At 40.7% G+C, this 13902-nt stretch carries 14 protein-coding genes; 5 read left to right on the top strand and 9 right to left on the bottom strand.

Annotated elements, in window-relative coordinates; genetic code table 11:
- Positions 1 to 229: 229 nt before the first annotated feature.
- A complete protein-coding gene (locus AACZ87_RS22970) occupies positions 230 to 1606 on the bottom strand; it encodes a tRNA/rRNA cytosine-C5-methylase (protein WP_339870430.1) in 1377 nt (458 codons plus the stop codon).
- A 107-nt stretch (positions 1607 to 1713) separates the two neighbouring features.
- Here AACZ87_RS22970 and AACZ87_RS22965 point away from each other — a divergent pair, with 107 nt between their 5' ends.
- Positions 1714 to 2073: a DUF1304 domain-containing protein gene (locus AACZ87_RS22965; protein WP_339870429.1), complete on the top strand. Its 360-nt coding sequence runs from the start codon at positions 1714 to 1716 to the stop codon at positions 2071 to 2073.
- 70 nt (positions 2074 to 2143) lie between these two features.
- Here AACZ87_RS22965 and AACZ87_RS22960 read toward each other — a convergent pair whose 3' ends face one another.
- The 4 genes from AACZ87_RS22960 to AACZ87_RS22945 form a co-directional block, all read right to left on the bottom strand.
- Complete coding sequence (locus AACZ87_RS22960) at positions 2144 to 3667, bottom strand: magnesium chelatase (protein ID WP_339870428.1); 1524 nt, start codon at positions 3665 to 3667, stop codon at positions 2144 to 2146.
- Positions 3668 to 3672: 5 nt separating this feature from the next.
- Entirely contained in the window at positions 3673 to 4773 is a 1101-nt protein-coding gene (locus AACZ87_RS22955; RefSeq protein ID WP_339870427.1) for a VWA domain-containing protein, read from the bottom strand.
- Positions 4774 to 4967: 194 nt separating this feature from the next.
- Positions 4968 to 5378, bottom strand: coding sequence for a PIN domain-containing protein (locus AACZ87_RS22950; protein WP_339870426.1), 411 nt, complete (start codon positions 5376 to 5378; stop codon positions 4968 to 4970).
- A complete protein-coding gene (locus AACZ87_RS22945; protein WP_339870425.1) occupies positions 5371 to 5628 on the bottom strand; it encodes a DUF6364 family protein in 258 nt (85 codons plus the stop codon). Before AACZ87_RS22945 ends, AACZ87_RS22950 begins: the two co-directional genes overlap by 8 nt.
- Before the next feature lie 101 nt (positions 5629 to 5729).
- Between AACZ87_RS22945 and queG the strand changes: the two genes are divergently transcribed.
- Positions 5730 to 6665, top strand: coding sequence for a tRNA epoxyqueuosine(34) reductase QueG (queG, locus tag AACZ87_RS22940; protein WP_339870424.1), 936 nt, complete (start codon positions 5730 to 5732; stop codon positions 6663 to 6665).
- A gap of 17 nt (positions 6666 to 6682) precedes the next feature.
- Entirely contained in the window at positions 6683 to 7795 is a 1113-nt protein-coding gene (corA, locus tag AACZ87_RS22935; protein WP_339870423.1) for a magnesium/cobalt transporter CorA, read from the top strand.
- Here the strand turns inward: corA and AACZ87_RS22930 are convergent, their stop codons facing one another.
- From AACZ87_RS22930 to AACZ87_RS22920, 3 genes are all read right to left on the bottom strand, one after another.
- Positions 7796 to 8200, bottom strand: a complete 405-nt coding sequence (locus AACZ87_RS22930; protein WP_339870422.1) for an META domain-containing protein — start codon at positions 8198 to 8200, stop codon at positions 7796 to 7798.
- 60 nt (positions 8201 to 8260) lie between these two features.
- Positions 8261 to 9118 carry a carboxylating nicotinate-nucleotide diphosphorylase gene (nadC, locus tag AACZ87_RS22925; RefSeq protein WP_339870421.1) on the bottom strand — a complete coding sequence of 286 codons (858 nt, stop codon included), beginning with the start codon at positions 9116 to 9118 and terminating at the stop codon, positions 8261 to 8263.
- A gap of 194 nt (positions 9119 to 9312) precedes the next feature.
- The gene (locus AACZ87_RS22920) at positions 9313 to 9711 is read right to left on the bottom strand and encodes a DUF4783 domain-containing protein (protein ID WP_339870420.1); all 399 of its coding nucleotides are present in this window, start codon (positions 9709 to 9711) and stop codon (positions 9313 to 9315) included.
- A 136-nt stretch (positions 9712 to 9847) separates the two neighbouring features.
- Between AACZ87_RS22920 and gpmI the strand changes: the two genes are divergently transcribed.
- Positions 9848 to 11371 carry a 2,3-bisphosphoglycerate-independent phosphoglycerate mutase gene (gene gpmI, locus AACZ87_RS22915; protein ID WP_339870419.1) on the top strand — a complete coding sequence of 508 codons (1524 nt, stop codon included), beginning with the start codon at positions 9848 to 9850 and terminating at the stop codon, positions 11369 to 11371.
- Complete coding sequence (locus AACZ87_RS22910; RefSeq protein WP_339870418.1) at positions 11371 to 11943, top strand: hypothetical protein; 573 nt, start codon at positions 11371 to 11373, stop codon at positions 11941 to 11943. Before gpmI ends, AACZ87_RS22910 begins: the two co-directional genes overlap by 1 nt.
- 108 nt (positions 11944 to 12051) lie before the next feature.
- On the opposite strand, the gene AACZ87_RS22905 is transcribed toward AACZ87_RS22910, so the two are convergent.
- A complete protein-coding gene (locus tag AACZ87_RS22905; RefSeq protein WP_339870417.1) occupies positions 12052 to 13731 on the bottom strand; it encodes an amidase in 1680 nt (559 codons plus the stop codon).
- Positions 13732 to 13902 lie beyond the last annotated feature (171 nt).

Raw genomic sequence — 13902 nt, 5'->3', positions numbered from 1 at the left:
CTTATTGGTTTTTTGTCCAATTAAAATGTGTCAACTTTATCTAGGCACTGTCACCTAAATCTAAGTGTTTACCAAATCCTAATACGCATCTGCATCTTTACTTGTAGTAAATCGATGACAGGAGGCACTTCTAAACTTCAATTCCCCAACAACCAGTTTTAACCAACATTTCAATGCTATGACGGACCACCTACTTTGTACTTGAGACTTTTTACTTCGTACTTTAAACTTACATCTTAATTCTCCACTCTTTCGGATAATAGTTATTCACACGGTTTCCTAAGTTTTTGATCCAGCCAAGAGGTAATTTTTTATAAGTTATCAACACCCAGCCAACTGGCAAATCAGGGATTTCAAACTCATTTTTACGCAAAAATTCAATAGCTTCAGTTTCCGAAAGCTCATGAGAAGGAAAGTCCTTTTTAGGTAATGTGGATAAAGCCCACTCATGATTTGGAATCCAGTCGTTTTTCTGCTTTTTCCCAATTTCCACTCCGAAATACTTCAAGCTCAAATGGTGTGAAATTTTCTGAAAATGCAGATTCCAATCTTTGGAAATCCTGAAATAAGAATCATTCAGTGTGTAGAATTTTCCGGTACCATCAAAACCTAATTCCTCATCCAATTCGCTGGATTCCCGATTAAATACTTCCTTCAGATAAGGATGTTTGAAATCTTTTATTCGCTTCGGTTCTTGGATATAAGCCGCTGTTGATCGCTTCAAAACCGTAATAAAAAAGCCTTCTCCCTCCACCAAATGCGGGAAGAATCGATAGCCATAAAATGTTTTTCCTTCAGCTTCTACCTCAGTTTCCTTGATATTCCAACTAGCATCTAAAGGAATTCGAACTGGCTCATACGAAAACTCCTCGGTCAAAAACCGGATCATATCCTCATTTTCCCGCTCATTGAACGTACATGTGCTGTAAACCAAATATCCATCAGCCTTAACCAAAGCGCCGGCTTGATCCATGATGCGTTTTTGCCGGGCAGAACAAAGCTGCACATTGTCAATGGACCATTCTTCCCTAGCCTGAGGATCCTTGCGAAACATTCCTTCTCCAGAGCAAGGTGCGTCAACAAGAACCAAGTCAAAAAAGCCCTCCAGAGGTGTAAAATGATCAGGATCATTGTTGGTAACCACAGCATTTCCCAAACCCCACTTGATAATATTTTCTTTCAAAATCTGAGCTCTAGGCTGAATGACCTCATTGGCAACCAGCATTCCTTCACTACCTAAATAGGAAGAAAGCAAGGTTGATTTACCTCCAGGTGCAGCGGCCAAATCGAGATAAATTCCCTTGGGAATTTCCAGGGAATTAAGAATATGCTCGATAAAAATAGAGGATGCTTCCTGCACATAATAGGCTCCTGCATGTATCGCAGGATCAAGAGTAAATGAAGGTCTTTCTTCTAGAAAAAATCCTGTCTTGGACCATGGAATGGGTGTGTTTGCCCAAGAAAGTGAAAAAGTTTTGGCAGAATTTAACCTGATGGAAGTGCGGGAAGGATTGTTAATTGCTTCTTTGAATTGCTCAAATTCGGCTTGACCGAGTAGTTCGAGCATCTGAGACTCGAATTCCTTAGGAAGATTGGTTTCTGGCATGGGACAAATATAAGTCAACAGTTCGCAGTCTCAGTAATCAGTTTTCAGAAACTGAAATGCTTTACCAAATCTTAGAAATTGCTAGATTGTCTAAATTCTAAAGATTTATGGAAATTCTCGCTAAAATCCTCATTGGTGCCATTGCTGCCCTTCATCTATACTTTTTATACTTCGAAATGTTCGCTTGGGAAACAATCGGAAAAAAAACTTTCAAATCCCTACCAGCAGAATTATTTCCTAAAACCAAAGGACTAGCTGCCAATCAGGGATTATACAATGGCTTTCTGGTGGCAGGATTGGTTTGGTCGCTGCTCATTGAGGATCACAAATGGGCCTTTTATGTGGCGGTATTCTTCCTGAGTTGTGTGTTGGTTGCTGGAATTTTTGGTGCACTGACGGCAAGTAAAAAAATCTTCTGGGTGCAGGGTTTACCAGCGCTAATCGCCTTAGTATTGTTGCATCTTTAAATAATCCCTTTTAAAACAAAAGGCGCAAAGTTCAATCAAAAAACTTTGCGCCCTCCTGCGGTTTTAAACCTTATAAATCATCCTCCTCGAAATTATCTTCATCGCCCGGCCCCATATCAAACATGGAGCTAAAAAGGTCCTTGAATTGTAATCCTGTATCGAGCACTTTTTTACTCAGTTGAGAGAATTCCGCCAATCCATGAAGTGCAAATTCCATAAAGAATTCCTTCTCTTTTTCCGGTAAATCCTTCACCAACTGCGTCACTACCTCTTCCAATCCTGGAACGGAATGAAGTGCTGATTTGTATTTCTTGTCCGCTTGGGAAGCTAGAATATCCAACTCATTCCCCTCGCCAAACCAAGCCAACGGCAGCACATAAGGATTTCCATCTTTGGATTTTTTCTTCTGCTCAGGGGACGGGAAATAATTTACAAACTGCGAACGGATGGCTTTTCCGATCAAATTATAAGCAACCAAACCTGCGCCTTCCTGCTCGCCTTCATACACCAACTCTACTTTTCCGGTAATAGCAGGGATCACTCCAATCAGATCTGCAATCCGAATAATGGTATTGATTTCTCCATTCATATACATTCTTCGTTCAGCAGCGGAAATCAAGTTTTCGTAAGCCGAAATCGTCAATCTCGCAGAAACACCGCTTTTCTCATCCACGAATTCAGAGCCTCGAGCCTCAATAGCAATCTGCTCGATCAAGTCTTTCATCAATTCAGGTACATAGATATTATCCACAGGCTTGCCTTTCAAATTAGCTTCCTGAGCAGTAATTCTTCTTCCTATCTCAATAGACTTAGGATAATGCGTAATGATCTGACTTTCAATTCTATCTTTTAGTGGTGTTACAATGCTCCCACGATTAGTGTAATCTTCCGGATTGGCTGTAAATACAAATTGAATATCCAACGGCAATCTCAATTTGAAACCACGGATCTGAATATCACCTTCCTGCAAAATATTGAATAGCGCTACTTGAATTCTAGCCTGTAAATCCGGCAATTCGTTGATCACGAAAATGGAACGATGTGATCTGGGCACCAAACCATAGTGAATTACGCGTTCGTCGTTATAGCTCAACTTCATAGTAGCAGCCTTGATTGGATCGACATCACCAATCAAATCCGCCACGGATACATCTGGCGTGGCCAATTTCTCTGTATATCTATCTGATCTATGCCACCAGGTGACAGGCGTATTATCGCCCTTTTCCTCAATCAAATCTTTGGCAAAAGAAGTCAAGGGTAGCAAAGGATCATCATTCAGTTCCGCACCAAAAACTACAGGAACATACTCATCCAAGAGATGTGTCATCATCCTTGCAATTCTCGTTTTCGCCTGCCCTCTCAGACCAAGTAAATTGATGTTGTGTCGAGAAAGAATCGCCCGCTCAATATCAGGAATCACAGTATCCTCATATCCCCAGATTCCTTCAAATACGTTTTCCTTGCGCTTGATCTTCAAAATCAAATTATCGCGAAGTTCTTCTTTGATTGATTTGGGTTGGTAGCCAGCTGCCTTCAGTTGGCCAAGTGTTTTTATCTGGGTGAGTTCCTTTGGTGTCAGTTTTTGGTAGTCCATATTGCTTAAAAGCGTTTCGTTCTATTTCGTCTATAATCTTCAAAAATCAGATCGCCAAGCCCTTTCAGACTGCTGTAGTAGGCGTTTCCGTTATTTACTTTGGTAAATTCCTTCACAAATTCCTTCAGGTAAGGATCAGAAGCAATCATGAAAGTTGTTACAGGTATTTTGAGCTTTCGGCATTGGGCAGCGAGTTTCAGTGTTTCGCTGAGAATCTTACTATCTATCCCAAAAGCATTCTTGTAATACTTGATTCCTACTTTCAAACAAGTCGGTTTGCCATCGGTGATCATGAAAATCTGCTTGTTTGGATTCTTTCTCCTTCGAAGTAAATCCATGGCTAATTCAAGCCCAGCTACGGTATTCGTATGATAAGGCCCAACTTGCAGATAAGGCAAATCTTTGATCTCAATTTGCCAGGCATCATTTCCGAAAACAATAATATCCAAAGTGTCTTTTGGATAGCGGGTTTTGATCAATTCAGCCAAAGCCATAGCTACTTTTTTCGCAGGGGTGATTCTGTCCTCGCCATATAAAATCATGGAATGGGAAATATCGATCATCAACACCGTGGAAGTCTGTGAGCGAAATTCATTTTCCGCCACTTCCAAATCCCTTTCGGTCAATAAGTAATCACCTGAAAAACCGTGATTTGCCTGAGCATTTCGGAGCGAATCTGTCAAAGCAATCTGATCGAGATTATCCCCAAATTCATAAGCTCGACGATCAGTGCCCCTTTCATCTCCTTGACCAGAATGAGTGGTTTTATGCTGACCAGATTTTCCCCGCTTGAGCTTGCCGAAAATCTCCTCTAACGCAGATTTCCGAATGGTCTGTTCAGCTTTTCCAGTGATTTTGAATTCACCTTTTTGATTTTCCTCGGTTAGATAGCCTTTGCTTTTAAGGTCTTCAATAAAATCTCCAATACCATAATTTGGATTGGTCATTTGGTAGCGATTATCCAGATTGGTCAGCCAACTCAAAGCTTCAGCTACATCACCGCCAGTCATGGTGACGAGTTGCAAAAATATATTCAGCAGATTCTCGAACGTATTCTTCTCAGGATCCTGAGTGGGCACGAACTGAGTAAATCGAAATCCTTTCATAATTAGAATCAAGTATCAAGACCTAAGACGCTAGATTTTGGTCAGGGCCTTCGAGATATAAGGTAAATGAGGAAAAGGCGATGTTATAATACAAATGATTCTTTTCGCTCCAATCAGGGGGATAACAAGAAGATGGGTATGGTAGTTTAATAAACGGAGGAAAAAGGGAAAAAAGATGATCGAATGGAGAAATGTCAGGAATCAAAAAATTCTTTTGGGGAAAGAATGGGAATTTGATTCGCTAATTTGAAGTCTTTCTTGTCGCGTGTAATCAAGAAATCAGCATTGTTTTCCAAAGCAGTAAAATACTGAAGAGCATCCTCTTTATCCTTAAAATCGGAATCGATGGATTTGAAAATGACATTCTTTCCTCCAGAAACCACTTCACAAACCCTAATAAATTCACCCATTGTAAACTCTGAGTATGGTAGTTTGTAAACATTAAAGGCTAAATAATACAAATTTCCCAAGCTGCTTTCTGCTATTAGTAATTGAGCTAATCCTTTTGAATGTAAATTCAAAAATAATTTTGCGTCATGATAAAAGGGCTCTCTCTTTCCTATAATATCCAAAACTACGTTGGTGTCTAAAAAAATCTTAACCATATTTTTCTCTTAGGTAATTTTTCAGCGCTGATTTGTCAGAAACATTTGGGGCTTTTGTAGGCTTCATCTCCTCCAGTCTCTTTAATAAGCGACTGGCTGCAAGTTGGGATTCTGTCTGGCCAATTTCTGGAATTTCCTTTTCAAAAATCTCCTCAAACATCTTTGAAAGCGAAATACCCCTGCTGGCAGCTTTAAGTTTGGCTTTCTCTACAATTTCTTTTTCTACAGTGAGTGTGAGTTTGGTTTTCATAATTACACGTGTTTAAAATAAAGATACGTGTATTTTGTGTGAAATAGTTCCACAATGGTTTAAGATTCTTCCTTAAAACTTAACTCCCTTATCTTTACCCCATGACTCCCACCGAGAAAAATGCCTCCATCATCAAATCCACCGCCAAGCGGCTGGGTTTTGACTTTTGTGGGATAGCGAAAGCGGGATTTTTGGAAGAGGAAGCGCCCAAACTGGAAGACTGGCTGAACCGGAACTACAACGGGCAAATGGGCTATTTGGCGAATCATTTTGACAAACGACTGGACCCTACCAAACTCGTGGAAGGTGCTAAATCGGTGGTTTCTTTGGTTTATAATTATTATCCAAAGGATGAATTGCCACGAGGTAACTCCGACATCAAGCTAGCCAAATACGCCTACGGAGAGGATTATCACTTTGTGATTCGGGACAAACTGAATGAATTTCTGGAAATCCTACGTAATGAAATCGGTGAAATCGACGGTCGCGGATTCGTAGATTCGGCACCAGTGATGGAGCGTCAATGGGCGCAAAAAGCTGGGCTTGGCTGGCTTGGTAAAAACAGTCTTTTATTGAATAAACAACAAGGCAGTTTCTTCTTCCTTGCAGAACTCATCATTGATTTAGAGGTGACTCCCGATTCTCCCCTTGCCAAGGACTATTGTGGCACCTGTACAGCATGTATTGATGCCTGTCCCACGGATGCGATTGTGGAAAATGGAGTCATTGACGGTTCCCGCTGCATTTCTTACCTGACCATCGAATTGAAAGATGCCATTCCAAGTGAATTCAAAGGTCAAATGGAAAACTGGGCTTTCGGCTGCGATATCTGTCAAGATGTATGTCCTTGGAATAGATTTTCAAAACCGCATCAGGAACCAAAATTCCAACCTCATCCTGAGTTGGCAGAGTTTAGCAATCAGGATTGGCAAGAAATCACCGAGGAAACTTTTCGCAAGGTTTTTAAAAAATCAGCAGTAAAGCGCACCAAACTTGCAGGGTTAAAAAGAAATATCGACTTTCTTAATTCAAAATAACAAGAACTGAGTTTCTTATGAGCCCTCAAACTCCAAATCTTAAAGCTGTTCAGAAGCTTTTTAAGCCTAAAAAGAAGAAAAAGAAAAACACTCACAAGGTTGGTCTACCTCCTGGTGCTTTAGTCTTTACCGGAGATAAAAAGCTAGAAAAAGTATTGATCAATATCATCACCTATGATGAAAATGATTTATTTGAAGAAACTATTCTTCTCAATCAACTGGAGGAACATTTGAAGCTGAAAAAGAAGGTGCTTTGGATAGATGTCATTGGCCTTCATGATGTAGAATTGATGGAGAAAATTGGTTTACTGTTTGGAATCCATAAGCTGACTATGGAAGATATTCTGAACGTAGATCAGCGTCCGAAAATGGAAGCATTTGAGGATTATCTTTTTGCCGCCATGAAGATGATCCAATGTGATTCGCCAGAGGCACCGATAGATGATGAGCAAATCAGCTTTGTACTTAAAGATGGCATTTTGCTAACTTTTCAGGAGAAAAAAGGCGATGTATTCGACTTCGTACGAACCCGTCTCACCGACCCAAAGAGAGCCATACGTCAACGAAAGGCAGATTACTTACTTTATGCACTTTTAGATGCCGTGATTGACAATTACTTTATTGTAATGGAAAATATCGGTGAACGCATCGAAAACCTAGAATCTCAAGCAATGTTTTCCCCAGGCAATGAGACGCTGAATGCACTCTATGTGCAAAGACGGGAAATGATGGATCTTCGCAGAACAGTTTATCCACTTCGTGAAGTAATTGGCTCTTTTGACAAATACGCAGATGACAAAATCAGTCCCGAAACCCGACCTTTTATCCGTGATTTGTATGAGAACACCATTCAAGTCATCGAAACTATGGAAGTCTTCCGTGACATGTCATCGGGCGTACTGGATCTTTACATGAACAGCCTTTCCAACCGCATGAATAACATCATGAAGGTGCTGACAATCATCTCCACCATCTTTATTCCGTTGAGTTTTGTAGCCGGCGTGTATGGGATGAACTTCGACAATATGCCAGAACTTCACTGGAAATACAGCTATTTCGTCGTGATGGGCGGAATGACGCTAGCTGTGATAGGAATGCTGGTTTTCTTTAGAAAAAAGGGGTGGCTCTGATTATTTAAGCTTAAGAATCACATCTTTTCTACCACTTTTTAAAAGCATCATGTCATCCTTGAATTCGTAATATCTCACTTGATCCAAAAGATTCAGGAATCGGCTTTCAAAATTCATATTTTGACAAGCCATTTTAGTAGCTCCTATTTCTGAAAACCTGATTGATTTATTCTTATCTAACGAGTAATTACCAAAAATCCTATTACATCCGCCACTGCCGTTGATAAGCCCATTTTCTGAGTTAAATATCAAGTGTGCGTCACTTGGAGATCCAGAAGTTTGAACTGGCGTTCCCATCATTTCTACCACAGTCAGATGCTTGCCGTACCAATCTTTGTTTGGAAATGATTCAGAACTGCAAGAGGCAAAAATAAGAAAGCTAAGTATAAAGAGTATGTTTTTCATAGTTGGTCGATTTACTACTTATAAGACTGAAATCGTGCCAAAATGTTCCGTATTCTTAGTTTAAAAAGCCTTCAGACTGATATCCAGACTCTTCACTGAGTGAGTCAAAGCCCCCATTGATATGTAATCCACTCCACATTCCGCCACATCTACGAGGGTCTCTTCGGTGATTCCTCCTGAAGCTTCAGTTTTATATTGATTTCCAATCAAAGCCACTGCTTCTCGCATGGTCGCATAATCCATATTATCCAGCATGATCTGATCTACTCCTCCTACCGCCAGCACTTGCTTGACTTCATCAAGATTCCGGGTTTCAATCTCTATTTTCAGATCCAGATTATTCTTTTTCAGATAAGCATTACATCCTTCAATTGCTTGACGTATCCCACCGGCAAAGTCTACATGATTATCTTTGAGCATGACCATATCATAGAGTGCAAAGCGATGATTAACCCCTCCACCGATTAAAACAGCCCATTTTTCCATTAATCGAAAATTAGGAGTAGTCTTACGCGTGTCCATAAGTCTAGCCTTGGTATGGAGGATTTTCTCAGTCAATCGATGTGTTAAGGTCGCGATCCCACTCATGCGCTGCATGCAATTGAGCACTAGGCGCTCCGAGGAAAGTATGGATGCTGAAGAACCTTTGACGATCAAACCAATGTCCCCATACTTTACTTCATCGCCGTCTTTGATCAACAACTCTACTTCAAGAGTTGGATCAAAGGTCTTAAAAATCTTCTCCGCCAATTCCATACCTGCAATGATTCCGTCATCTTTGATTAACAGTTTTGCCTGCCCGGTTTTTCCCTCTGGAATAGAAGAAAGTGAAGAGTAATCGCCTGGACCAATATCCTCTGCAAAGGCTGCAGCAATAAAGTTGGAAATGGCTTCTTCGGTAAGATAAGTTGGTTTCATGCCCAAAAATAGGGATTTGAAGCTCCCGCATAGGCGCAAATGCGCAAATTTCTTTCAGTAAAAAAGCATTTCATTGGTGTTGAAGAAGTATAATGATCAATGACCAATAATCAAATTCATTATTCAAGGGAAAGCAATCACCAACTTTGTACTTTCTTCAAGTCCTTAGTGGTTGAAAATCTTTAAAAAACACTTTACCCTTTCACAAACTCCAAGCTATAAATCTTGAAATCGGAAGCTTGCTGGGAAACTTTTATAAACACCTTGAATGGCCCTTGAGCAGTCTGATAATCACCGATATAGGAACTCATGCTTGGGTTGTTTTCACTACGAAAGACAAGGCTAAAACCCATTGACGGGTTCTTCTTAAAAAAATCTTTTAGCACAACTTCAGCCTGGTTTTTAGAATAATCTCCCTGTAATCCGTTAACATTTAAGGAAATGCTAGAATCAAAAAACTTGGATAACTCGCTACTGGAGCCATTGTCAATAGCAGAAATAACCGTGTCAATGGAATTCTGGGATTCAATATCCAAAGCTGGAGCTTGAACAAACAAAAAAATTGAAACGATTAAACTTAATACTGAGGTCATTGCCCATGCTAGGCAAATACTAAGCCAAAAAAGGAATCATGTCCTGCGTTTTTAAGTTTACCAATTGCAACCTCAGAAGTTTTGTCTAATCGGGATTTCGGGACTACTTTGCCTTTAAATATAATATATTTGCAGTATGGATAAGAAAGTACTTTTAATGATTTTGGATGGCTGGGGAATCGCCACCAACCCTTCAGTTTCTGCAATAGATAAAGCAAAAACGCCTTTTGTCGATAGTCTTTATACCAAATATCCTCATGCTAAACTGGAAGCTTCTGGTCTTGCAGTGGGTTTACCGGCAGGTCAGATGGGTAATTCCGAAGTGGGCCACATGAACATCGGTGCCGGTCGGGTAGTGTATCAGGATTTGGTAAAAATCAACCTTGCCGTAGAAAATAAGGAGCTTGACACTCATCCTGTTTTGGTTGAGGCATTTGCAAAAGCTAAAGCTGCAAATAAAAAAACCCACTTCATGGGCTTACTTTCTGATGGTGGGGTTCACGCGCATATTGAACATCTGAAAGGATTATGTGATGCCGCCCAGTCCAACGGAATGGAGAAAGTATTTATTCATGCCTTCACTGATGGAAGGGATACTGATCCTAAGGGAGGTATAGGCTATTTGGAGGACCTTCAGCAGCACTTGACTCATTCTGCGGGGCAAGTTGCCTCAGTAGTTGGTAGATATTATGCCATGGATCGAGATAATCGCTGGGAGCGTGTGAAACTAGCCTATGACGCCATGGTGAAAGGTGAGGGAGAAAAGTCCAAGGACATCCTCGCGGCTATGAGAAAATCCTATGAAAATGGAGTGACTGATGAATTTATCCGCCCTATCATTCATGTAGGTGTTGACAACAAGCCTTTGGCTATGATCGAAGAAGGTGATCTGGTGATTTGCTTCAACTTCCGCACTGACCGAGGCCGGGAAATCTCCCAAGCGCTTACTCAGCGTGATTTCGAAGATTTCAATATGAAAAAGTTGAATGTAGAATACATCACTTTTACTAACTACGATGCTACGTTCAAAGGGGTAGAAGTTCTTTTCGAAAAAGATAACCTGAATAACACCCTAGGCGAAGTCCTTGAAAGAGCCAATAAAAAGCAGATCAGAATAGCTGAAACTGAGAAATATCCTCATGTGACCTTCTTCTTTTCCGGAGGAAGAGAAAAGGAATTTGTCGGTGAAAGTAGATTACTTTGCCCATCTCCAAAAGTGGCAACCTATGACCTCAAGCCCGAGATGAGTGCTTTTGAGATTGCTTCCAAAATTAATGGTGAACTGAAAAAGAAAAGTGCTGATTTTATTTGCCTCAATTTCGCCAATGCAGATATGGTGGGTCATACAGGTGATTTCGATGCAGCTGTGAAAGCTTGTGAAGCAGTGGATGCTTGTGCAGACAGTGTGATCACTACAGCGTTGGCAAATGATTACACCATCATCGTGATAGCAGATCACGGTAATAGTGATATGATGATCAACGAAGATGGTTCTCCAAATACTGCACACACTACTAACCTGGTGCCTGTCATCATGGTGGACAAAAACGATGTTCTGACTGTAAATGATGGGAAACTTGGAGATTTGGCTCCGACAATTCTTAAACTGATGGGAGTAGAAAAGCCTGAAGATATGACTGGTAATATTCTATTGGCTTAATGAAGCATACCAAAAGCTTTTCCTTCGGTACTTTCTTTCTTGCAAGTTTTATCCTCTTTTCCTGTGCAGACGAATCCTCCAGCTCACTTGAAAAGTCCTCCTATTTTGATCTTAAAGGATTTATAGAAACTCATATCCAAGAGATCGATGGTGTGGAAGTGATTAAGGATTCTGAAATCCAAGGAGATACAAAGCAAGCTACAGTTATTTACTCAGCAAAAGATTGGGAAGATGAGTTTAGCCTGTTTAATGAAGCTGACATCAATAAATCCTCCTTGATTCAATCCTATGAGACTATTTCCACGGATGACATGTTGAGCCATAAGCTTTTGCCCAATGGTAGAAATAAAGTGAAATACATCACCGTAACCTATTCAGATGGTCAGGTAAGCTCGGTTTCTATCAAAATAGCGGACGATAATTTGTTTTACTCCTCAACTACACTCGGAGAGATTTACATGAATAAATCCACAAACTTGATTGATCGCTATGTGATCGAGACAAGCCAGAAGATTTGGTTTCTCGACAGAAATGAAATGAAAATTGAGGGAAAGATTATCCCGAAGCAATAGAAAATTGCTGATAAAAATTTAAAGGCAAGAACTGAAGTTTACCTTCAGTTCTTGCCTTTTTTGATTTGTATCGCTAAGCCTCTAACAATTACGAGTTACCTAAAAACCTTATTTATCAAACATCGGAGGTCGCTTAGCTTGCCAATCGCTATTTTTTTGAATTAGATCTCCAAGCATTACCAGTTTCTCCTCTTCGAAAAGATTAGCCAACAACGTAATAGAAGTTGGGCTCCCGGATTCACTGAATCCATTTGGAAGGCAAAGCGCAGGATGGCCAGTTAAATTGGTGATCTGTAGCTGCGCTCCACCAAAACTTGGAGTAACTATTACATCGTAATCTTGCATGATTTGATGCATTTCTCCAATAAGAATAGTTCGCTGCCGTGCCGCCTGTAGGTACTCCACTGCAGGAATAAATCTAGCCGCACGAAAAGCATTAGGCCAGGCATTTTTGTGCTGGGCAACCAATTGATCATCCCAGCCTAATCTAGTCAATTCATCAAATGCCGCTGCACCTTCCACTGAAAGCATAATTTGTATCGCTCTGGGATTTACAGAAGTTTTCAATTCAACTGGATGCAGCTCAAATCCCTGATTTTTTAGCAGATCAAGTACATCTCGGTTGTTCTGAGACCCTGAGCCTTCCCCTTCAAAAAAATCCTCGAAGTAACCAATTTTCAGCTTTTTCACATCAGTTTTGGATGAGAAATTAAAAGCTGCTTTTATCGTGCTGGCATCCATCTCGTCTTCCCCATTGATTATAGATAAGACAATCCCATCATCGAGCGCTGATCTGGAGATCGGCCCGATTTTATCCATAGACCAACTCAAAGCCATAGCGCCATTCTTACTCACTCGACCATAAGTTGGTCTAAGTCCAGTTACACCATTTCTTGTAGAAGGTGATACGATTGATCCCAAAGTTTCTGTACCTATAGCAAAAGGAACTAGCCCTGCACTTACCGCTGACGCAGATCCTGCAGAGGAACCACTGGAACCCTGCTCCAGATTCCAAGGATTTTTGGTAACACCTCCATACCATACATCTCCCATCGCCAAGGCTCCAAGTGTGAATTTGCCAACCAATACACCACCTGCATCATTCAACTTATTCACAACCGTAGCAGTCATATCGATTTCCTGATCTTTGTAAGGCATCGCTCCCCAGGTTGTTTTGGTGTCTTTTACCGCCAAAAGATCCTTGATTCCATAAGGAATCCCGTGAAGTGGACCTCTATATTTTCCTGCAGCCAATTCAGCATCCATCGCTTTAGCTTTTTCCAATGCAGAATCATCAAGCAAAGAAATCAGGCATTGAAGTGTATCAGAGTAGGTTTTGATGCGATTCAAATAAATTTGTGTCAGACGCTCACTGGATATTTTCTTTGATTTAATTAGCACAGCTAGCTCGTGAACTGGCATATAGGCAATATCTGATTCCTTTTCTGGTAGGGAAATTTCGTTTGCTAAGCCCCAGTCTAGCGGTCTCTGGGTTTGGTCAGGTTGAAATCCTGTAGGAAGGGGATTGAAAACCAAAGATGGCGCTACTGAGTTGTCTAGCCTTACTTCACGCAAGGCTTCATACCTATTGCGTTGATTTTCTAATGAACCCAGCATACTGTCTTTTTCGGCTGGAGTAAAAGACAAGCCAAAAATCTCGGAAGCTCCCTCTATAGATATTGGTGTGATTTCACCAGTATTTCTACCCAATGTAAATCCAAGAAGTAGGCATCCTGCTGCAGCGATCAGGATAAAAGCGAAATAAGAAACTGTGTTTTTTGATTCCATTGAATAGTTTTGTAATAATGTAATAGGTATATCCGCTTTTCTACCAGTAAAGGGGGAAAAGCAATCTAGTATATGTTAAAATTTAAAATTGAGGCCACTCCAGCCTGTCCCGCCAGTGCGGGTGACAGTGCCTAGATAAAGTTGACACATTTTAATTGGACAAAAAACCAA

This window comes from uncultured Algoriphagus sp., from assembly GCF_963974365.1.
GTDB lineage: Bacteria > Bacteroidota > Bacteroidia > Cytophagales > Cyclobacteriaceae > Algoriphagus.
Note: the sequence above shows the minus strand (reverse complement) of the source record. Positions and strands in the feature narration are given on the sequence as shown.